Origin of the sequence: Pedobacter sp. SYP-B3415 (assembly GCF_004138205.1) — a bacterium.
Taxonomy (GTDB): domain Bacteria; phylum Bacteroidota; class Bacteroidia; order Sphingobacteriales; family Sphingobacteriaceae; genus Pedobacter.
The window spans coordinates 127,917-149,664 of sequence record NZ_RXNQ01000032.1 but is presented as its reverse complement, the minus strand read 5'-3'; the positions used below and the strand labels follow the sequence as shown (position 1 = coordinate 149,664).

Genomic DNA, 21,748 nt, shown 5'->3' with positions numbered 1-21,748 from the left:
GTTCCGGAAATGATTCGGATTTAGCTTGTCGTAGTAGTCGTTATCGTCATAGTTCGTATTTGGTTATAGTAGTTTAATTAGTTGCATCCCTTACCAATAATTACAATCCTCCCATCCTCTGCTGTAAATGTGGCATCAATGGTTTTGCAGATGATTGAGAGTTTATCAAGTAAGGAGTCTTCCTGTAACGACACCGATAGCCGGCAGGCCGAAACCGTTTGAGGGTTATAATTAATCGGAATCTCATAGACTTCACTTAGTTTGTTCAGGATCTCGGAAACAGGGCTGTCTTTGAAACTGAATAACTGCCGGGCCTGTGCGCCGGAAAGCGGCGAAGAATGCTCAAGTGACCTGGTTTCAAATGTTCCGCCTTCCCGGCTAAACCTGACCTGTTGGTTCGGAAATAGCTCAACGTGGCCCTGCGATGATGACTCACGGAACCGTCCTCCCTTTCTGACCTCCACCTCTCCGGTACTTACAGTAACGCTGAATTGTTTTGATGTCTCCGGTGCATCTATCAGAAAACTGGTTCCCTTAACAATTGTCTCCATTTCCCCGCTGACAATGTGGAAAGGGGATTTCGGATTCCTGGTTACCTCAAAAAATGCCGTCCCGTTTAGTGAAACAATTCTGCGTTGTGGGGCAAATCTTTCAGGAAATTCGATTGATGATCCCGGCCTTAAAATGACTGTACTGCTGTCAGGCAAGACAACAAGCCGAGAAGTGTTTGTGGTATTCTCAATCACAAGACCGGTTTTCCAGAATGCGAGATCCGCGTGATAATATAAGGCCGCAAAGCTGCCGATTAAACACAAACAGGCAGCGATAGCCAATAGCCTGCCCCGGTTAAAGGTTTTGCGGATTTTCCGCTCTTCCTGTTCCCGTATTTTTTCTTCGTTAATGAACTGCGCTACGGCTTCGGCCGGCAGTTGCCTACCCGGATCAAAGCGCAGTGAGCGAATAATGTTTCTTGCATGAAGCACTTTCTGCCTCTGCCCGGGATGCTTGGACATCCACTGTTCCCATTGCTCATCGTTGACGAGATCATGGCCGAGCGCCCAGCCCGTAAAAGCCTCATCGAAGATAAAATCTTGGAGTTCAAAATTGATATAGGCGTCCTTCATGAATACTGTTTGGCGATGGCTTTCAATAACAAGAGAGGGCTTATGGAAAAATCTAACCTTCCCGCTAATTATTTATTTCAATTTGTTTCTAGCTCAGGCGAGCATACAATGGCAGAAGCAGCCCGAGCGCAGCCCAGTCCCGCCTGAAACGAAGGAGTGACTTATGCAGCAGGTTGTATACGACTTGGTGGTTGATCTGCATAACTTCGCAGATTTTTTGGTGATTAAGGCCCTCATAAAATCGGAGATATAAAATTTCCCGTTGTCTGGCCGGCATATTATTGAGCACTGTTTGAATACGTGTTTTTTGTTCTTTCAGTTCCTGGTCCTCTATCAGGCGTGTTTCGATGTTAATTTCTACGTCAAAGCAGTAGTCATCTTCAATTTTTTCAAAGCGCAGCCATTCGCGGCGTTGTTTAACGAGCAGCCGCCGCAGGCAGCTAAAGAAATAGGGCTTTACAGATACTTCCTGCGCAAGATTTTTATGGTTTTTCCAGATATCGTGGAACATGGTTTGGATGCAGTCCTTAACGAGTTCTTCATCGCGCTCCAAACGTACGCCGTAGCTATACAAAAGTTGAAAATAATTACCAATTAGTTTGGTATAGGCATCATGATCACCCTCTTTCATGGATCCCCACAACGAGCGCTCATGCTCAGCACGTTGTAATTCCTTATCTCTGTTCATGCCTGTAAAAGGTACTTAGGTTTGTTTGTAATGGTTTATCGCAGTCAGGATTTGGTTAGCCGTTTTGATGCGACATACTGATTTATTAACTAGAATTATAGCTAATAAATCGATTTATTAACGAGTTTATGAAAAATTTATTAAAGCATTAAAGGCGAAAAGTAACATTTATGTTGCCAAACAATATTGATCACCCTTCCTGCTTAGATGTTATAAAATCATTCGAGAATAAAATTTTAAGAGAGCAACTAGTTATTACTCAATTTAAATATCGTAATATTGCAATATACAATTATGGGGCTTACAAAATCAGAAATCTTCACCGACGAGCAAAACCAGCTTTCCACCTTACTGAAAGCTATTGCCCATCCCGCACGCATAGCCATTCTGCAACGGATTATGATATCAAATACGTGTATCTGCGGAGACCTGGTAGGCGAACTTGGTTTGGCACAGGCCACAATTTCTCAACACCTCCGGGAACTGAAGACTGCCGGGATCATCCAGGGAACAGTTGAAGGGGTAAGTGTTTGTTATTGCATCAACCCTAAAACATGGAAATCCTTGGAAGAACAGCTGGGCGTCTTCCTGCGCTCTTACAAAGGAGAAACAGCCTGCTGTTAGCTGCTTTTAGCAGGACAATCGTAAAAATTGCAACAGAACTATACAACAAAATCTATGAAACTATCGGAAATTAAACACATCCTATCTACCGCCCAGGGTGTCAGTTTCAAACTGGAAAATGGAGACATGGTACCTGAACACTTCCATGTAACAGAGATCGGAACTATGACCAAAGACTTTATTGACTGTGGAGGAACTGTGCGCCATGAAAAAGTGGCTAACTTCCAGCTATGGGATGCCAATGATTATGAGCACCGCCTGAAAGCAGCGAAACTGCTGAATATCATTGCTCTTTCAGAAAAGATACTGGCAATGGAAGATCTGGAAATTGAAGTGGAATACCAAGCCGAAACCATTGGAAAATATGACCTGAACTACGACGGGCAAGACTTCGTTCTGATCGCAAAAAAAACCGCATGCCTCGCTACAGATCAATGCGGCGTGCCGGCTGAGAAACAAAAAACTGCAATGATTAATCTGGCATCCGGGTCGTCTTGTACGCCGGGTAGTGGCTGCTGTTAAATACGGACATGAAAAAGATACTCGTGCTGTGCACCGGAAACAGTTGCAGGAGCCAGATCGCCGAAGGTTACCTGAGACACTTTGGCGGCGACCGTGCGGAGATTTATAGTGCCGGAATCGAAGCGCATGGTGTGAATCCCAAAGCGGTCCAGGTAATGGCGGAAGATCACATCGATATCTCGGGCCATACATCCAATCACGTAGACGACTACGCATCAATTAACTTTGACGCGGTGATCACCGTTTGCGACAACGCTAACGAGGCGTGCCCGGCATTTCCTGCAAAAGCAGATCGCTATCACCAAAGCTTCCCGGATCCCGCAAAAGCAACCGGGACGCCTGAAGAGGTAATGAATGAGTTCAGAAAAGTTCGCGATGTAATTAAAGCCTATTCAGCAGAAATCATAAGTAACCTGACAAATAACACGAAGCGCTGATTCGTCCAGCCAGCCATACAAACAGCAGATGTGCGCCCCGAAGAGTGCTCGGAAATGTATCTGTCGGTGGTATAGGTGACCTCTGGCAGGAAATTCGCGCCTTAATTCTGCGCACGATCTTCCCTTTTTCATTTACCTTCCTCTGCCCGCTCTGGCCGTTGGTCAATCGCGTGCTTCTTTGTAACAAAACCACGATCGATCTGCATTCTGGCTACATCCAACAAGTTATTTTTTAGTTTTACCGTTTCCTTACATCACGCCCGCAACCGGACAACATACAGATGGAAAACAGCAGCCTTTCTACCAAACCGCACTACCCGATACTGGACGCGTTACGTGGTGTAGCAGCTATTATTGTCGTTACTTTTCACCTCACCGAACCCCTGGGTACTGGTCACCTCGATATCCTGGTCAACCATGGTTACCTGGCTGTCGATTTTTTCTTTCTGCTGTCGGGCTTTGTAATCGGTTATGCATACGACGATCGCTGGAACAAGATGACTTTCGGCGCCTTCCTCAAACGGCGCATTGAACGGCTTCAGCCGATGGTTGTATTAGGTATGACACTCGGAGCAATTGGTTTTTACTATACAGATTCAGCCATATGGCCGCTTATCCACACGGTTCCGCTTTGGAAAATGCTGCTCGTCTTATTGATCGGTTACACCATCCTGCCAATACCTTTATCGCTGGATATTCGGGGCTGGCAGGAAATGCATCCGCTTAACAGTGTTGGCTGATCCCTGTTTTTTGAATACATCGCCAATACCCTGTACGCCATTGGCATACGGAAGTTCTCCAAAACAACCTTGAGCATCCTTGTCGTTATCGCAGCTGCAGCGCTTGCCCATCTGGCCATTACAAGTCCGAACGGAGATGTTAGCGGCGGCTGGACGCTGAATGCCGAACAGCTACGCATCGGGATTACGCGTACGATGTATCCTTTTTTTGCCGGCCTGCTGCTTTCGCGTGTCGCTAAGCCGACGCGTATCAGACATGCATTTTTATGGTGCACGCTTCTCATTGCAGCAGTTTTGTACATGCCTCGAATCGGCGGGGCGGAACATCTCTGGATGAATGGCCTGTATGAATCCATATGTATCATCGTTGTTTTCCCGCTGATCGTTTATCTTGGTGCCAGCGGCATCATACACAGCCGGACAGAACAAAAGATCTGTAGATTTTTGGGTGATATCTCCTATCCGCTTTACCTGGTTCATTACCCACTGGTCTATTTTTATGTAGCCTGGATCAGTAACAACAAGGGCACGACAATCATACAGGCCTGGCCTTACGCACTGGCTATTCTTGCCGGAAGCATTGTCCTGGCATACGCTGCGCTTAAATGGTATGATGAGCCGGTTCGGAAGTGGCTGAGAAAAAAGATAGGCTAGCCGATATATGAAAGTATCTCGAATCTCTTGTAACCCAAAAAACATCGTGTTTGATAACCCAGGTTTTTTTATCTTTTTACCGAAGAAACTCCGCTGTAGGAAGATAAATATGTCAAAAACCATTTTTTTTGCGATCACCGCTATTACCTGCCTGTTATCTGCCTGCGCGCAGGAATCACGAAAGCCCATGCAATCGGTTAACCGCCGGAGCGTACCGGTCGATGTTGCCGGCACTGCTTCGTCAGATAACCCGACAGCCGCTCTGCTGCCCATCTCTGAAGATGAATTTCTTCGTGCCGGCCGGTCATATAAGAACCAACTGGCAAAAGACTCCCTGCGTTTTACCGTGCGTAACGGCGTCCTTGCTGTGCCAATCCATCAGGACACCATCCGCTTTACCGACAACGCCGGTGTGCCGTACGATGAAAATGAGAAACAGCACAGCTATTATGGGTTTCTGAAGGGTCTGAGAAAACATGTCATTTTACTCAACGAATATGAAAGCCAGTCGGTACTTCTGCTTGACCAGCGCAATGCGAAAATTGATACGATAAGCGGCCTGCCCCTTGTATCGCCAAACGGAAAATTCATTTTTGCGAGCTACCAGAACGGCTATGAGACGTACGAGCATATGCCGCCACCTACCGAAGATATTGAAGTCTGGGCGCTGAAAGGATCAGACAAAATGAAACTGATTTTTTCTGCACCCTACAAATGGATATTGCAGGACGCTCATTGGGATACGAACAACTCGGTTTGTATCAGGGCGGGGAAAGAAAACACATCTGAACAGGTCTTCTGGCGATTAACATTGCAAAGATGATGAACAGATAGGGTTTTCTTCATTCTGACGGCCTTTACGGCCTGTAGAAAAAAGCGGGAATACTGGTCACAGCAAAAAAACCGACAGCGAAAGAAAACCACTCTGCTGAGCCCCGGCACCTTTATCGGGTGCCCGAAGGCTATCATGTGTCTGAAAATGTTTTCGATTTGAAACCGGCCGGCCAGCCGGTTCTCTGGTTACGGTCGTAGTTAACCGTTAGCTTTCGTCTATACCGGCCGCTGCATTAGTGAAATGAGCCAGGGTTCGCCAGTATTTGTCTTTATAAATATCGAACGAAATTCTTAACTGCGCCCCGCTTCTTTCTGCCATTTGTTTCAGTGTACGCGCTGGCTGCCGGAATTCCCGGCATGCAAAAAAGATGTGCCGCTTGCCGCCGCCTGTTTCCCGGCCGAGGTTCAGATACCCGTTCTGTTCGGGCAGCCGGGCCATTAGCTCCTCTTCCAGTGCTTCCATCAATCCAAGGTCTGTTTCATTCGGGAAGCCCGAGTCGCCCTCGGCGGTGTATGACAGCTCTATATTGACAAACCAGGGGTGGGAAGCCTTGGCGTCCCAATCAAGCAGGGTGGTGTTCAGAACAGCAACAATGCGTGTACCATCATTGGTTTGCCCCTCAAAGCTTTGAAAGGCATCCTCGCCGGTTGTTCTCCGCATTCCATCATATTTCTCTACGAATTCCTTTTCGCGCCAGACCAGGTACGCCGGGAGCTTTTCTACAGGAATCAATTCCTCAGGCTCTTCGCTTTTCGATATGATTCGAAGATGATCTATGGTCGTGGCAAAGTTCAGTTCGCCCAGCAGGTTATCGAGGTAAATATAAATGCCATTCGTAAAGTCATCGTGCTGGCCGGGTTCGTATTCCTGATGAATAACAGCCAGAGCAATTTCGTCAGGGAAGTCAGGCTGCAGCACCGGCGAAAAAAAAATGTTATCGCGGGTAAATTGCAGGCCATTCATTTCAATGTTTACATCCTCGGCCTGAAGCGCCGGCTTGAGCGCAGTGAATTTCCAGTTCGGAAGCGCGGGTGCGGCATTCACAAGATCTTCGATAAAGGGAATAATGCGTAAATCGCCATCTGCCGAAAAGATCAGTTCGGCTGTATCATCCTCCATCATGCCGGTAAGGAAAGCAGTCCCTGGGATGATCCTGCCAATTACCGGTCCGATGACATCGAGAAATTCGGCTTCCACCTGGCTGCCCCGGCGCACGGCCTGAAAAAAGTCCCGCTCCTGCCCGGCGAACCATTTCCAAAAGCCAGATATGGTTAATGGAAGTGTAACTGCTTTTTTTCTGAATAATTTTTTAAACATGCGCATCCGGTTTCTACGTCCGCTGCTAATCTGCAAAAAAAAATGAGAACAGAAATGCTGATGTGCATAAAAATAGGGCACAGGCCTTCCAGGCAAAATATCACCGGTCTGTTCACATAATCGCGCCTGAGACAGCAATAAAAACGACTTTTTATCCGGGCAAACATTTCGGTTGCCCGGCTGGTTATTTCGAAAAAAAAAGACATGACAACAACGACAAATAAAGTGGCGCTTATAACCGGAGGCAGCAAGGGCATCGGCCTGGGTATTGCAGAAGCACTGCTGCAAGCAGGATATAAAGTCGCCATAACCAGCAGGTCGGCCGAAAGCGCCGGCGCCGCAGCACAACAGCTTGGCGATAACGAAAACGTTCTTGGCCTCGCGGCCGATGTAAAGGATCTGAACTCCCAGCAGCAAGCCGTCCGGGAAATACTTGATAAGTGGGGCCGTATTGATGTACTGGTTGCTAATGCGGGCATCGGTACGTTTGCGCCCATCGATGAACTCGATGAAGAAGCCTGGCACGATACGATCGACACAAACCTTACCGGTGTTTTCTATAGCATCAAGGCCTGTGTTGAAGAGATTAAACGTAATGAAGGACATATCTTCACGATCTCCAGCCTGGCAGGAACCAACTTTTTTCAAAATGGAGCCGCTTATAACGCCAGTAAGTTCGGACTGACCGGATTTACGCAGGCCGTTATGCTCGACCTGAGGAAATATAACGTGAAGGTCTGCACGATTATGCCGGGCTCTGTAGCTACCCATTTTAATGAACACACGCCCGATGCCGAAAAAGATGCCTGGAAAATACAGCCGGAAGATATTGGTCAGCTGGTGAGCGATCTGCTGAAAATGCATCCACGGACGCTGCCCAGCAAAATCGAGGTGAGGCCAACCCTGCCAAAGTAGGCCGTTTCAGCAGTCAGCGTATCAGCAGACCGTTTATCAGCCCTTCCACAGTCAGCAGCACCTGATCCAGAGGCTGCTGCCTGTTTTTTAGTTTCGCGATCATGACCCCGCCTTCAATCAGCGCGATAAGCGACAGCGCAGTCTGTTCGGCCTGGCATGTCGCATGGAATTCGCCGTTCTGCTGCCCCTGCTCAATGATACGCACAAGGGATTGCTGCCACTTTTCCAATGCATCAACCGTCATTTCGCGCAGGCGCGGCATGGTGTCGTCGGCTTCGGTGGCGGTATTCATAATCGGACAGCCGCCCTGCGGGAAATCACCATCTATAAAATGGCGGTAAGCTGCCACATAGGCCATTAGTGCTGCATGAGCTGAGGCGGCTTGCTCCTTGTAACTGCTTATGATTTGTTCTACCTGCTGCAGGTTATGGTTGAACACCGCAATAGCGACAGATTCCTTATTTTCAAAGTTCCCGTAAATGCTGCCCTTTGTCAGGCCGGTCGCTGATGTCAGATCGGACATAGACGTGCCGGCATAACCTTTCGTGTTAAAAAGAGCAGCAGTTCTCTCGATGATCAACTGCCGGGTACGGGCCGATTTTGGAGTATTTTTTAACACGGGTTAAATATATCGATTGGGCTGGTAATTGGCAAAACGTTGCCGGACTAAGGACAGGGGCCATTGTCGGCCGGTAAAAATTGCACAACAAAATAAGATCCTTCCGAACAGACTCAAAGCAGTATTTGCCTGAGTCTTCTGAATCAAGCCCTCTGTATTCTATGTCTGCGGGTTTTACGTACAGGCGGTGGTTTTGATGACGGTTTTGCCTGATTACTGTCACTGATAGGTGCGAACCGGCCTTGTATCTTCTCGCCGCAGAAAAGTATTAAAAGTCTTGTACTGTCTTGGGGAGGTTGAGAAGAACCAAGGAGGGGAACCAGCCCGGAACGGAATGACGCAGAGGTAATCCGGGCCTTTTCCCGCCGCCGTCGGACTTTTGATGCTTTTATGCAAGAAGAGATACACAGCCGGAGCGGTTTGTTCGTGTCTTGTATGTTGTTTTCAATGGTACGAACGCTTTCGGCTATGCCTCAGGTGCTTCTTTTCCAAGAAAAAGAAGGAGCCTCCGCGGCGGTGAGCGGTTCGATACCATAGCCTCACACTTATTGGAAACCAAAGAACTATAGGCTTTCGCAAAACTTTCTCGGGATAACAGTGAACCGCAGCCCATAAATACCGTTCGGTATAATTATTATATATTTGCGCCGATCAAAAAAAACAAGTTATGCTTAAAAGAGTAGTGGTGACCGGACTTGGCGCTTTAACGCCGCTGGGTAACAACGTGGGAAGCTTCTGGCAGAATATCGTTGCGGGCAAAAGTGCTGCGGCAAGAATTACCCGGTTCGACGCCTCCCTGTTCCGTACAACCTTCGCCTGTGAGTTAAAAAACTTTAATGCCGCCGATTTCCTGGATCGCGCTGAGCTTAAGCGCACAGATCCTTTCACACAATATGCGCTGGTTGCTGCAGACGAAGCCATAAAAGATTCCGGCTTCGAGCTGAAAAACATGGATCCTTTTGACGTTGGCGTAATCTGGGGTACCGGCCAGGGCGGAATGGAAACTTTCGAAGAGCAGGTAACAGGCTACGCCCTTGGCGACGGGCACCCGCGATTCAGCCCTTTCTTCGTTCCCAAACTGATCGCCAATATGGCCTCAGGCATGATTTCGCTGCGTAATGGGTATATGGGCGTGAACTACACAACGGTTTCTGCCTGCGCCACCTCGAACACGGCAATTATGGACGCTTACAATTATATCCGCCTCAACAAAGCAAAAATTATCATCACAGGTGGTTCTGAAGCGCCAATCACACCGGCCTCATTTGGCGGTTTCAGCGCAATGAAAGCGATGTCGGCCCGGAACGAAAATCCGGAAACGGCGTCAAGACCCTTCGACGCCGACCGTGACGGATTTGTCATGGGCGAAGGGGCAGGCGCTTTGGTGCTCGAAGAATACGAACATGCAGTAGCCCGCGGGGCACATATTTATGCGGAGATCTGCGGTGCAGCAATGACTGCGGATGCTTACCACATGACTGCCACACACCCCGAAGGCTTAGGTGCTGCCCGGGCTATGCGCGACGCGCTTAGCGAAGGTGGGCTGACGATCGGCGATGTCGATTACCTGAACATGCACGCAACGTCAACACCTGTAGGCGATCTGTCTGAGGTAAACGCCATCCAGGCACTTAGCGGGGGCAACGATCTGAAGATGAAAATCAGCGCCACCAAATCCATGACGGGTCATTTACTCGGTGCGGCCGGGGCTGCAGAAGCAATCGTTTCTATACTCGCCATCCGCGACCAGGTCGTTCCGCCAACAATAAATACGGAGGTACTGGATCCGGCTGTACCCGGAAATCTGCAGATCGTTTTGAAAGAAACGATTGATCACCCGGTAAAGGTGGCCATGAGCAATACATTCGGATTCGGCGGACACAACGGAATCGTAGTTTTCAAATCCGTCTAAACTAAAGACAACGTAATTCTGAAACCCGGGCTAAATGCCCGGGTTTCCTTATTTAATTGCCTTACAAATCCAACATTATCAGCGTAAATTCAGCAATTGGGTGGTTTTCAACACCAGCCGGTCTGCTCTTTATGGTTAACTTTAGTATTTCACGCGCATCCCAGTTAACCATGTATAGATGTATTATAATTGATGATGAGCCGCACGCCGTTGAAGGGTTAAAGCGTTATGTTGAGGCCTGCCCCGGACTGGAATTGCATCAGAGTTTTACAGATCCGCTTACCGCGCTTCGCGCTTTTTCTGCTGTCACTCATGTTGACCTTGTCCTGCTCGACATCGACATGCCCAATTTGAATGGGATCGAATTGTCAAAGGAGATCCGCCGGAAAACAGATAAACTTGTTTTCACCACGGGCCATACCCGCTATGGGTACGAAGCCTTCAAAGCAGATGCCGATGATTACCTGCTTAAACCCTACAGTAAAGCGGAATTTTTTATTGCCATGAACAAACTATTTCCCGACTCTGGCACAACAGTTTCAGCAAAAGAAGAGGAATTTTTCTTTGTAAAAAGTAAGACAGACCAGTACAGGTTGGTACAGATTCGTTTTTCTGATGTAGTGCTGATTGAGAGTAAGCTGAACTATGTGCTGATCCGCACCCTGACCAGGGAGGTACTGACCTATATGCCACTACGGGAGATAGCAGCGATCTTTGGCAGGCATGCCGGATTTGTGCAATTTCAGCGCAGTTATATCATCGCACGCGCCCATATCGATTATATTGACGGCAATACCATCAAAATGGCCAATGGTGTAACCTTAACAGTTGGCGCCTACTACCGGAAAGATTTTACTGAGTTTGTAAACCGGCATCTGTTAAGAACGGGGAAGAAGCCCTAACCTCCCCCCCGTCTGGGACGATATCAACAATCGGTAAGAATGTTTACGGTTTGCGCAGTGCCCGGCCTGTCGTATGCGTGGTCGTTGTGATCATCGACGTAGTCGGATCCGAGCTGCGTTTTGAAGCCTTTCCCTGCTTAAAGATGAAAAGCTTCGCGTCTGAAAAGTTAAAGGTTCGCTGTTTCATAGTTTTAATTTTTACTGAATCTACGCCTGTAGAAGTGCATGAAAAAAGAGTTTATATCGAAAGCATGAAACCTGATACATACCGCTTATTCTCCATGAAAAAGATTCTGCAAATTTTAGGTCGTTACCGCGCTGACCTGCTTGTATGGGCGGCATTTATTGCTTACGAAACCGTACTTCTTTGGCTGGTTCTTGGTGTATCCGGTGCTCCGGCCGCCTATGCGGTCCATTTTGCGCTAACCATTATTTGCTTTTATGTTACTTCGCTCATCGCTTTGCCCTGGGTCTTTCAGCATCATGCAAATGCCTGGTGGAAAGTTGCACTGGTGTTTATAAGCTATCTTCCTGCCTACGTTGTTATGCATTTTGCGGGCGAACTTTTTCTTGGGCTAACCGGCGTCACAAGCTTTAACAGAATAAGATTAGACCAGCAGTACCTGTTGCGAAACATGTACAGGGGCACTTTCTTTTTCGGCCTGGCCGTGGGCTATTATTTCCTGTCGGCCTTTATTCGTGAACAACAAGAACGGGAAAAACTTCGCGAGGCACATTATAAAGCGCTTCTGCGCAAGCAGGAAGCAGAAAAACGGCTGGTCGATATTCAGAATGCCTATATGAAAGCACAGATCAACCCGCATTTTTTATTCAACACCTTAGACTTTGTGTATCACAATATGAACCTGCGCACCGAAGATGCTGCTGAGGCCATCCTGATTCTTTCACGGCTTATGCGTTATGCAATAGCGTCTGCACAAACCGAATCAGTCCCGCTGCGGCAGGAACTGGACCAGGTCAGGCAACTGATCACGCTTTACGCACTGAGGAAACCAGGAAACATTCAGATTGATCTCCGGTACGACCCCGCCACCGCCGGCCTGCCCTTCATTCCCTTGGTACTGATAACGCTTACTGAAAACATGGTTAAACATGGCACAATGTCGCGGGAAGGGGCCGTGCTCCGGCTTACAGTGCTGAACGGTGATCTGTTTATTGAAAGCAGAAACCTCAGTTCTTCGGTCCCGGTGCCTGGTACCGGGACAGGACTGGAAAACTTACGCAACCGTCTGCACCACGCCTATGGAACAAGGGCAGCATTTCAAACTTTTACTGACGCTACGGGCCACTTTAATGTTCAGATCACCGTTCCTCTGCTTTCTTTGCACGTGCATGCTCCGTCTGCAACGCCTTTAAAAGGTATTGATAGATAATGGCTTCGTGCATGCGCTGATCAGAAGAAAACAGCCGGTTAATATGCATATGGATAAGATCAGACAGCATTTGATTTTTCTCCCGCGGCGATTTACAGGTTTGCATAATCAGGGCGAGCTGCCGGCTTAATTTTCCCATACCAACCAGCGCCGGTGTTGAACCATGTGTTTCGCGCGAGATGCGGTTTAACTCGCGAAAGCTCCCCGTATCAAACTTCATTTCATTTGCAAATGCAGCGGCCATACGCGAAACGAACCGGATCCGGGCTGTTATGCTCCCTGCAAACGGCAGAAAAATTTTTTTAATGACCTCCATAGCATGTTGATGCAGTTGCGTTTCGTTCGGGTTGCGCATCAGCACTTGTAAGATGCCGGCACTGTCCTCGTGAAAAAAACGCTCCACATCTATGATACGCCCGGCCCCATATCGAAAGGTCTCGCGGAAATACGTATTGAGCGTAAAATCGCCCACAATCCCCAGCTGTGTATAGGGTTCAAGGGCCACTTGCATCGCCTGGATGATTTCGGTTGCATGCCGTCGGTCTTTCAGCAGCAAGCGCAGCCGAAGGTGCGGACGCGGCTCCTGATAGCGGATGAAAAACCACCTGTGTATGCAGATCCGGAACTGCTCAAGTATGTCGCTAAGCTCATACTGTAACAAAGCATTGCTTCGCGAGGGATGACAGTAGATAGAAAAATACAACCATTCGCTTCCTGGCAACTGCACATCTTTGAAATGAGAAACGCCCTTTGTGACGTCCGGGTAATCTGCATATATACGTTTGCCATGACACAGGGAGACCACGAACTTTGCCGCATACGGCTGTCCTGCCTCATCAACAACATGCCCATCGTCCGGCAGCAACGCCTCGGCAACATAAACCTCTGCCGGCTTATCATGACCCAGGTACTGAAGGAACATGTGCAGGTCCTGGTCGCTTTCCGTATCAAAAACCAGGGTCATATCACCTGTGCCCGTTTTGAATTTTCCGCAAATTCCTTTTTCACTTAGCCAGCCCTTAAGCTGCAACAGATCGTTGGTTCGCCCCTTAGCAGGAAACAGACTGCCTGGTACTTTCCACATTGCTTCTGAAACTACCAGCGTTTTGTAATACACCCGCGGATAGTGGTCCAACCCGGGCAGGTAGTCGGCGGGCCGGAAACCCAGGTCGGCGCAGAGTCCCTGGTGCTGAAGGTCGCATAAAAAGCGGTAAAGATCGAGATCTGATCGCGTATAGTTGTATGCCGAAGCCAGGCGGGGCACGAGTCTTTTGCCGGCACGCTCAGACCTGAGAATAATCTCATCTCCCCGCACCGACACGAGGATCTCGTCAAAACTAATGATGTTATCGGCACAAGACCAGCTTAGAACAGGAAGCTCGTGACTGTATACGGCGCGGCGCCGGTTAACGTTGTCTATCTGCTGTTCTGCCTGGTAGGCGATATCGAAAAATATAACGTCCGGATTGGCGCGCATCTCAACCGATGCAAGATCGCGGGCAAGCTGCTCATACGCGTCGCCGGCCAGCGTAAATCTTCCATGAAGCGCGGTTGCTACGCCGCCTGCCTGGGAGCCCAGCACAAGCTTATCTTCTGAAAAATGCACAAGGACAGCCAGTGTATTCGGAATGGCCTTCTTATCAGGTGCTACAGTTTTGAAGTTCTCAAGCCTGATATCAGCCCCATGCAGCATGTTATTCAGCAGAAAGCGGTGAAGCGCGGTGTATGTGATGTCATGGGTGCCTACGGTATCTGTTTCCTCCTGCCGGAGCGACTGCGCCAGTCCGGCAATGCCGGCGACAGCGGCGTGCTGTCCGTAACCAATACCCACCTCCGGATCAAGTGCCACACTGAGCGGAACTTCAGCCGATTCGAACCTGTTTAGAAATTCACCTTTGAAATGTTCGAGTGCCGGATGCTCGTGTTGAGTCAGGTTGGAGGCGACAAAGTCTGCCCACTCTTTCAGAACGTTCAACCGCCGCTCAGTAAGATTGCCGCCGATGGTTTGCCGGCATGCAATTTCGTATTTCAGGCTTTGCCTGGACCGATAGTTCAGACGCCCGAAATAGTCCGGACCGGTAATGTTTGGCCAGCGGTCTGTAAGCAGCAATTGACGGCTCAGTAATTCATCAAGCAGAGTCCTCATATCGGCCTGCACCATGTCAAACTCAGCTGCCATGACTTCAGCGAGTGACCGGAAAGACCGCGGCCGGCGACAAAGAAACAGCACGGCCTCAAGCTCAGGGAAACCCTGCACAGAAGCCAGCTCAAATTGGTTTTCATCAAAGCGGATATACCTGATCTCACTTCCAAGTCGATAGATACCAGGGTTGGACATCAGCAGTACGTCTTCTGCAGGTCCCGGCATAGCGGCGGGATCTATGAATTGTTTTTCGCTCCAGTCTGTAAAAGACCTGAGCTGGGGCTCTGATGTCAGTATAATGGCAGCTTCCGTTTCGCGAACAAGAGGCACCAACGAAACAGCCGCGAAAGCGCCGAATGGCGTAGCGCGGTACCTGGCGCGGTTGAAGTATTTCCAGACGGTAAACCCGACCCGCGGCGGAAGCGCCTCAAGGCCGGCATAAGACACACCTGCTATCTGTTCGTAAAATGCCGGCGAGGCCCCGGCAATCATTCCTTTAAGCGTGTTCCAGGAAATATCCGGCGCCGCCGTCATAACAAACGCGGGCGTGCGGCACATGGCCGTTTCAAAAAAATATCCGCTCATTCGAGGTTTCGTTTTATAGTTGAAAATACCCTACGATTGGAAAGGAATTCGATACGATAAAACGCTATAAAACTTTACCACGACTACTGCAGCAAAACACCACCTCCGCGCTACAGCTACAGCAAGATCGGAAAAAAGAATGGTACATAAAAATACACCGATCAATTTATCTATCAGGCTGGTTTTTGAAAGGAAAAAAGGCATGCGGGCCTGTCAGACGCTGCGCTGTTCGTCAATTTCGAGCCGCTTCTGTGCGGCGGTCTCAACGGTGTTCTTTTCGCGGATAAAAACAAAACAAATCAGGGCTGCCAGGATCATTAACCCGCCACCAAGCTGCACGGCAAGCATACGGTCGTTATTCAGCACATTGCGCATCAGCCAACCAAAGCCGAGCGAAGCGAGAATCTCAGGCAGCACAATAAAGAAGTTGAAAATGCCCATGTAGATACCGACTTTATTTCGCGGCAGTACGCCACTGAGCATGGCGTAAGGCATGGAAAGAATGCTTGCCCAGGCAATGCCCACAGCGGTCATACAGACATAAAGCATATTCGGGTCGCGGACAAAAGCGACACTGATCAGTCCGGCTGCGCCCGCGCAAAGGCATATTGCATGGGTTGCCTTCCGGCCGAGGGTGTCTGCTATTTTAGGAAGCACAAGCGCGAACAGGAAGGTAACAACATTATAATAGGCCAGTGTAAGGCTGCCGAAATCTGCACCTGAAGCATACACGGGGTCGCTGGCGTCTCTCCCGCCGAACACATTGACCGCCACAGCGGTGGTGTAATAAAACCACATCAAAAACAAACCGGGCCAGGTAAAGAACTGGACAAGTGCAACGATTCGCATGCGCGGAGGCATATTGATCAGCGCATTAAAGACTTCCGAGATACCGCTGGTTAAGCCCCGTTTTTTGTCTTTGACAGGGCGCTCATGCTCATCGGGCGGATACTCGCTGGTCGTAAATACAGTATAACAAATTGCCGTCAGGAAAAAGAAGGCGCCTATATAAAACGAAAACCTGACGTTAGGCGGAATCCCGCCTGCAGCCGCGGTGTTTTCGAGCTGAAAAACGTTTTTCATCAGCCACGGCAGCGCAGAGGCAATGCTGCCGCCCAGGCCGATCATCATACTCTGCATAATGAAACCCCGGTTTACCTGCGAATCGGGCAGTTTGTCGGTAACGAATGCCCGGAAAGGTTCCATAGCTACATTGCCACAGACATCCAGGATCCACAGCAGTCCGGCCGCCATCCACAGCGCACTGCTATGGGGCATAAAAATCAGTGCAATTGAGCTAAGCACAGCGCCGATCATAAAATAAGGACGGCGACGGCCCCAGCGGGGATGCCAGGTGTGGTCGCTCAGGTAACCGATTACAGGCTGTACAAGCAAACCGGTTAACGGAGCGGCGAGAAAAAGCAGCGGAACCTGATCCGGATCTGCGCCCAGGTTCTCGTAAATCCGGCCCATGTTGGCGCGCTGCAGATCCCAACCGAACTGGATACCAAAAAAACCAACGCTCATATTGACGATTTCAATAAGTGAAAGTTTTGGCCGGGGGGTGCTGATTGCGCTCATGGTCTATTCTTAAAATTCAATAATTTTTGCTGTTCCGGCTGCAACAGAAACGTTTAGCCGGTTCGGCGCAGGTAGTTTAAAACGGCTATCAGTAAGCAGCTCTTTTGCGCCTGCTTTCGCTTCGAAGGGTAAGGTAAACGTTTCCTGCCAGCTTTGGGTACGGTCAAAATTTACCAGGATGAGTAGCCGGCCTGCAGCTGATGTACGGAAATATCCATATACGCGGTTACTTCGCGTGTTATTAACAGGCAAGGATTCGGTTTTGCCAGACATGGCAGGATGCCTAGCCGCAATGTTCAGAATACGCTGGTAAGCTTTGCGCAGTTTCTGTTGGCCTGCTGATAACTTACCGCCGTCGAAAGTGCCTCCGTTCATCCATTTCTGGTGTTCAGGCATACCCCAATAGTCAAAGATTGTGCTGCGCCCGTCATCTTTCCCAAAGCCCTCGGCACCAAGGCCTGGCTCTCCTACTTCCTGTCCGTTATAAACCATCACAGGGCCGCTGCCCAGTGTTGCTGTGATAACGAATGCGGGCAAAGCAGCTTCGGGCCCGCCTGCAAAAAAGCGCGAGGCAATGCGTTCTTCATCATGATTTTCGAGGAACCGGAGCATCTGCCCGTCAAAACCTGCAGTTTGTTTGCGCCAGACAGCCTCGATGTCTGCTGTATTCGCATCAGGCTGATTACGGATCAGTTTTTTCAATGCGTCATACAAACCTACCTTATCATAAAGATAGTCAAAATGCCCGCGTTTAAGATAGGTTTCATAGACCGAGGGATCATATGCTTCGGCCAGAAAAACCAGGCCGGGATATGTCTTTTTCAGCTCAGGAATTACCCAGGCCCAAAATTCTACGGGAACCATTTCGGCTACATCACAGCGGAACCCGTCTACGCCCTTACCGGCCCAATAATTCAGAATGTCCTTCATTTTGTCCCAGAGTGCCGGCCGCGGCTCAAAGTATGTTTTTCCCTTACTGCTGTGATCGACACCATAATTCAGTTTGATGGTTTCATACCAGTCATCCGCCGAAGGCTTTTCTGAAAAGACATTATTGCCGGTAGCCCTGGCAGGAAATTCACTGTATTTACCGTCGCGAAGCCTGGAAAAAGCATCATCAGCCTTCGGAAAACCGGGAACTTTCAGGGCCTTGCCCGGAATATAATAGAAGTCGTTCGCGGCACTGAACGCCTTACCGGTATCGTCTGACGAGCCAAAATCGCTCACTCCGGCGGGCTTCATGAGCGACTTGTAACTCCGCGCAACATGGTTGGGCACAAAATCGATCAGTACTTTCAGACCGGCGGCATGGGTTCTGGCTAACAGCGTTTCAAATTCCTGCATCCGCTTTGCGGGGTCGGCAGCCAGGTCAGGATCTACATCATAATAATCACGTATGGCATAGGGCGAGCCTGCAAGGCCCTTCACCACATCCGCGTCATCGCGCGGAATGCCGTATGCCGTGTAGTCGCTCATGCTGGCGTGCGCAATAATGCCGGTGTACCAGACATAATTCACGTGAAGTTCTTTGATACTGTTCAGCGCAACCGTGGTAATATCATCGAATTTACCACAGCCATTCTGCCTGCGATCGCCAAAGGGCACGTTGTTCGTTTGCTTGTTTCCGAATAAACGGGGTAAAAGCTGGTAAAGGACAATTTTCTTTTCTTTCATAGCCGGCTCAGACTGCTGGGCAGATGCAAGTATAAAACATAATTGCAACGCAGAAAGTATGACGGCAGTTTTTATGGACATGATCAGGCTGATGCTGTTAAAGCGGTCTGCAGTTGCTTGTTTGCCGGCAGCTGAAACTGCCTGCCATGAATCACTACTTCCAGATCACTGTCGCCCAAATTAGAGATCAGCATATCCTCGACGGAAATGCGTATATGCAGGTTGTTTCCCCTGAAGCCAATGCGGAATGAAAAAGATTTCCAGTTTGCAGGAAGGAAAGGATTAAAGTGCAGTTTGTTGTCGCGCACGCGCATGCCGGCAAAACCTTCTACAACGCTCATCCAGGTACCGGCCATTGATGTGATATGGAGGCCGTCTTCGGTGTCGTTGTTATAGTCGTCGAGGTCGAGACGTGCGGTTCTGAGGTAAAATTCATAAGCCCGGGCCTCGTCATTTAGTTTTGCGGCCAGAATGCTGTGAACACATGGAGATAATGAACTTTCGTGAACCGTTCTTGGCTCATAAAAGTCGAAATTCCGGCGTATTGTCTCAACATCGTAATCATCTTCAAAAAAGTACAATCCCTGCAATACATCGGCCTGTTTGATCAGGCAGGATCTTAGAATACGGTCCCAGCTCCATTTTTGGTTAATAGGCCGTTCTGATGCAGGGAGGTCTGCGGCCAGCACCTGTTCTTTATCCAGGTAACCGTCCTGCTGCAGGAAGATGCCCAGGCGGGCGTCTTCGGGATAAAACATTTTTTCTATAATGTTTTTCCAATGCGTAACCTCTTCCTGCCTGAAAGCCAGCTTAGCCAGCAATGCTTCAAAACGTGCAGGCTCTTCGGACTTCAGCTGCTCCATCACATCGAGCGTATACCGCAGGCACCAGGTTGCAATGGTATTTGTATACCAGTTGTTGTTAACATTGTTCTCGTACTCATTGGGGCCCGTTAAGCCAAGCATAACATATTGTTGCCTGGCTTCGCTCCAGTTTACGCGCTGCGCCCAGAATCTGGAAATGCCGATCAGCACCTCAAGACCATGACTGGCCAGGTAACCGCGATCGCCGGTGTAACGCACGTAATTATAGATGGCATAGGCAATAGCACCGTTACGGTGTATTTCCTCAAACGTGATCTCCCATTCGTTGTGGCATTCTTCGCCGTTTATGGTTACCATCGGGTACAGGGCGGCACCATCCTTAAAACCAAGTTTCGCAGCATTTTCAATGGCTTTCTCCAAATGATTATAGCGATAAATCAGCAGGTTGCGACTAACTTCCTGCGGTGCGGTAGCCAGGAAAAACGGAACACAATATGCTTCAGTATCCCAATATGTTGAGCCGCCATATTTTTCCCCGGTGAAACCCTTCGGCCCGATATTCAGGCGGCTGTCTTTACCCGTATAGGTCTGAAACAGCTGGAAAATATTGAAGCGGATAGCTTGTTGTGCGGAGACATCGCCTTCTATAATGATGTCACTTTCAGCCCAGCGCTCCTTCCAGGCTTGAGCCTGCTCAGCTTTCATCTGATCAAACCCTTTGGCTGAAATTTGCGAAATGACCTCGCGGCATCTTGTCTCCAGCTCATCTTTACCGTGGTTCTCTGACGACAGGTTGGCCGCAAACTTCAGGATGGTTAAAGTCTCATCGGTGCCGGCCGAAACATGGTGAACCAGACCGGTATATTTCGTTCGTTTAATTGGCTCGGACGCTTCGGTTACAGGTGTACCGTTTTTAAAGAGCCGGGTGGCCGTACCGGTACAAACCTCGAATGCGGTTTTTCTGGTACGAAGCGTCAGATATGCCTCGGCACCCTGCGCGTCGCTGCTTACTTCTTCCCAGAATTTCTCATCGTAATTGCTGTCCTGGTTGCTGACGTCTCCGTCGATGAAACTTTCAATCGAAAAAGTTCCTGAAAAGTTTAGTGGCCTGATGCTGTATTGCATGGCCGCTGCTTCATCGTCTGCAATGCTGTAAAAACGCGTAGCCGTGACCTGCAGTTCCCTTCCGCTCTTTAACCTGGCAGTAAAATCTCGCTTCAGGTAACCTTCATGCATGTTCAGGTTGCGCGTAAACGCAAGGACTTCAGTTTTGGCCAGATCCAGTTCTTCTCCTTCAATGCGTATACGAAGGCCCATCCAGTTTGCGGCGTTCAGCACCTTGGCAAAGTATTCCGGGTAACCATTCTTCCACCAGCCAACGCGGGTTTTATCAGGGTAGTAGACCCCGGCAATATAGTTGCCCTGCAGGCTTTCGCCGGTATAGGTCTCTTCGAAATTTGCACGCTGTCCCATCCGGCCGTTACCAAGGCTGAACAGACTCTCAGAAATTTTATTCAGGTGCGGATCAAAGCCCTCCTCAATGATGTTCCACTCGTCTTTGATAATGTAGTTTTTCATTCCCTCACGTTAGATATTTAGAGTTCTTCAAGGTCTGCCACATGCAGCTTGTCAAGGCCCGTAACGCAGCGGTCCGCACCGCTGAGAATTTCCGGGTTCCCGATGCCGATGGCTTTCATTCCGGCATTTTTTGCCGCCTGGATACCGGCTACAGCATCTTCAAAAACCACGCACGCCTGTGGGCTGCAATCCAGAATTTCAGCGCCTTTCAGAAAAACCTCAGGGTCGGGCTTTGACCGGCTTACCGTGTTACCGTCTACCACAGCGTCAAAAAGTGCGGTGAGCCCGGTGCGCTCCAGAATAAGTCCCGCGTTCTTGCTCGCCGAGCCAAGCGCGATGCGGATGTCGTTCTTTTTGAGTTCTTCAAGAAAGCTGCGTGCGCCCGGAAGTACATCCGCAGGCGTCATGGCACTGATCATCTCTACGTACCAGTTATTTTTGGTTGTGGCAAGCTCAATCGCTTCAGCATCACTTTTTACCTGCCCGCCCCAGTTCAGAATTTTTGCGAGCGATTCCATGCGACTGATGCCTTTCAGCTCTTCATTCTGTTCTTCGGTAAAGTCGAACCCAAGTGTGGCTGCCAGCCGTTTCCAGGCCTGATAGTGGAACACAGCCGTATCGACCAGTACACCATCAAGATCAAACAGACAGGCTTTTATTTTTCTAAGATTTGTATGCAT

The 21,748-nt window shown here is 49.2% G+C and carries 18 protein-coding genes and 1 pseudogene; 9 read left to right on the top strand and 10 right to left on the bottom strand.

Going from position 1 to position 21,748, the window contains the following annotated elements; translation table 11 throughout:
* Positions 1-77: 77 nt before the first annotated feature.
* Together EJV45_RS12595 and EJV45_RS12590 are read right to left on the bottom strand one after the other, a co-directional pair.
* Positions 78-1,124 carry a FecR family protein gene (locus EJV45_RS12595; protein ID WP_129716040.1) on the bottom strand — a complete coding sequence of 349 codons (1,047 nt, stop codon included), beginning with the start codon at positions 1,122-1,124 and terminating at the stop codon, positions 78-80.
* An 88-nt stretch (positions 1,125-1,212) separates the two neighbouring features.
* Positions 1,213-1,812, bottom strand: coding sequence for an RNA polymerase sigma factor (locus tag EJV45_RS12590; protein ID WP_129716039.1), 600 nt, complete (start codon positions 1,810-1,812; stop codon positions 1,213-1,215).
* 294 nt (positions 1,813-2,106) lie between these two features.
* Here EJV45_RS12590 and EJV45_RS12585 point away from each other — a divergent pair, with 294 nt between their 5' ends.
* The 5 genes and pseudogenes from EJV45_RS12585 to EJV45_RS12565 all read left to right on the top strand — a co-directional run bounded on the left by EJV45_RS12585 (position 2,107) and on the right by EJV45_RS12565 (position 5,612).
* Positions 2,107-2,436, top strand: a complete 330-nt coding sequence (locus EJV45_RS12585) for a helix-turn-helix transcriptional regulator (RefSeq protein WP_129716190.1) — start codon at positions 2,107-2,109, stop codon at positions 2,434-2,436.
* Between the two features lie 54 nt (positions 2,437-2,490).
* Complete coding sequence (locus EJV45_RS12580; RefSeq protein WP_129716038.1) at positions 2,491-2,958, top strand: DUF6428 family protein; 468 nt, start codon at positions 2,491-2,493, stop codon at positions 2,956-2,958.
* A gap of 8 nt (positions 2,959-2,966) precedes the next feature.
* Positions 2,967-3,395, top strand: coding sequence for an arsenate reductase ArsC (locus EJV45_RS12575; RefSeq protein WP_129716037.1), 429 nt, complete (start codon positions 2,967-2,969; stop codon positions 3,393-3,395).
* A 281-nt stretch (positions 3,396-3,676) separates the two neighbouring features.
* A pseudogene (locus EJV45_RS12570) lies at positions 3,677-4,789 on the top strand (acyltransferase family protein).
* Positions 4,790-4,898: 109 nt separating this feature from the next.
* Complete coding sequence (locus EJV45_RS12565) at positions 4,899-5,612, top strand: hypothetical protein (protein WP_129716036.1); 714 nt, start codon at positions 4,899-4,901, stop codon at positions 5,610-5,612.
* A 216-nt stretch (positions 5,613-5,828) separates the two neighbouring features.
* Here EJV45_RS12565 and EJV45_RS12560 read toward each other — a convergent pair whose 3' ends face one another.
* A complete protein-coding gene (locus EJV45_RS12560; protein WP_165305056.1) occupies positions 5,829-6,941 on the bottom strand; it encodes a DUF695 domain-containing protein in 1,113 nt (370 codons plus the stop codon).
* A 204-nt stretch (positions 6,942-7,145) separates the two neighbouring features.
* On the opposite strand from EJV45_RS12560, the gene EJV45_RS12555 reads away from it, so the two are divergent.
* Positions 7,146-7,856: an SDR family oxidoreductase gene (locus EJV45_RS12555; RefSeq protein WP_129716034.1), complete on the top strand. Its 711-nt coding sequence runs from the start codon at positions 7,146-7,148 to the stop codon at positions 7,854-7,856.
* Between the two features lie 13 nt (positions 7,857-7,869).
* On the opposite strand, the gene EJV45_RS12550 is transcribed toward EJV45_RS12555, so the two are convergent.
* Positions 7,870-8,475: a TetR/AcrR family transcriptional regulator gene (locus EJV45_RS12550; RefSeq protein ID WP_129716033.1), complete on the bottom strand. Its 606-nt coding sequence runs from the start codon at positions 8,473-8,475 to the stop codon at positions 7,870-7,872.
* Between the two features lie 667 nt (positions 8,476-9,142).
* Between EJV45_RS12550 and fabF the strand changes: the two genes are divergently transcribed.
* Entirely contained in the window at positions 9,143-10,387 is a 1,245-nt protein-coding gene (fabF, locus tag EJV45_RS12545) for a beta-ketoacyl-ACP synthase II (protein ID WP_129716032.1), read from the top strand.
* A gap of 170 nt (positions 10,388-10,557) precedes the next feature.
* On the top strand, positions 10,558-11,289 hold the full coding sequence (locus EJV45_RS12540; RefSeq protein ID WP_240755279.1) for a LytTR family DNA-binding domain-containing protein: 732 nt from the start codon (positions 10,558-10,560) through the stop codon (positions 11,287-11,289).
* A gap of 43 nt (positions 11,290-11,332) precedes the next feature.
* Here EJV45_RS12540 and EJV45_RS19495 read toward each other — a convergent pair whose 3' ends face one another.
* The gene (locus EJV45_RS19495) at positions 11,333-11,476 is read right to left on the bottom strand and encodes a hypothetical protein (protein ID WP_165305055.1); all 144 of its coding nucleotides are present in this window, start codon (positions 11,474-11,476) and stop codon (positions 11,333-11,335) included.
* A 64-nt stretch (positions 11,477-11,540) separates the two neighbouring features.
* On the opposite strand from EJV45_RS19495, the gene EJV45_RS12535 reads away from it, so the two are divergent.
* Positions 11,541-12,683, top strand: a complete 1,143-nt coding sequence (locus tag EJV45_RS12535) for a sensor histidine kinase (RefSeq protein ID WP_165305054.1) — start codon at positions 11,541-11,543, stop codon at positions 12,681-12,683.
* Here EJV45_RS12535 and EJV45_RS12530 read toward each other — a convergent pair.
* The 5 genes from EJV45_RS12530 to pgmB all read right to left on the bottom strand — a co-directional run bounded on the left by EJV45_RS12530 (position 12,613) and on the right by pgmB (position 21,748).
* On the bottom strand, positions 12,613-15,411 hold the full coding sequence (locus EJV45_RS12530; RefSeq protein WP_129716029.1) for a lantibiotic dehydratase: 2,799 nt from the start codon (positions 15,409-15,411) through the stop codon (positions 12,613-12,615). The two genes, EJV45_RS12535 and EJV45_RS12530, sit on opposite strands and share 71 nt — an antisense overlap.
* A 213-nt stretch (positions 15,412-15,624) precedes the next feature.
* On the bottom strand, positions 15,625-16,992 hold the full coding sequence (locus EJV45_RS12525) for an MFS transporter (RefSeq protein ID WP_129716028.1): 1,368 nt from the start codon (positions 16,990-16,992) through the stop codon (positions 15,625-15,627).
* Between the two features lie 9 nt (positions 16,993-17,001).
* On the bottom strand, positions 17,002-18,747 hold the full coding sequence (locus EJV45_RS12520; protein WP_240755278.1) for an alpha-amylase family protein: 1,746 nt from the start codon (positions 18,745-18,747) through the stop codon (positions 17,002-17,004).
* Positions 18,748-18,749: 2 nt separating this feature from the next.
* On the bottom strand, positions 18,750-21,068 hold the full coding sequence (locus tag EJV45_RS12515) for a glycoside hydrolase family 65 protein (protein ID WP_129716027.1): 2,319 nt from the start codon (positions 21,066-21,068) through the stop codon (positions 18,750-18,752).
* 17 nt (positions 21,069-21,085) lie between these two features.
* Positions 21,086-21,748: a beta-phosphoglucomutase gene (gene pgmB, locus EJV45_RS12510; RefSeq protein WP_129716026.1), complete on the bottom strand. Its 663-nt coding sequence runs from the start codon at positions 21,746-21,748 to the stop codon at positions 21,086-21,088.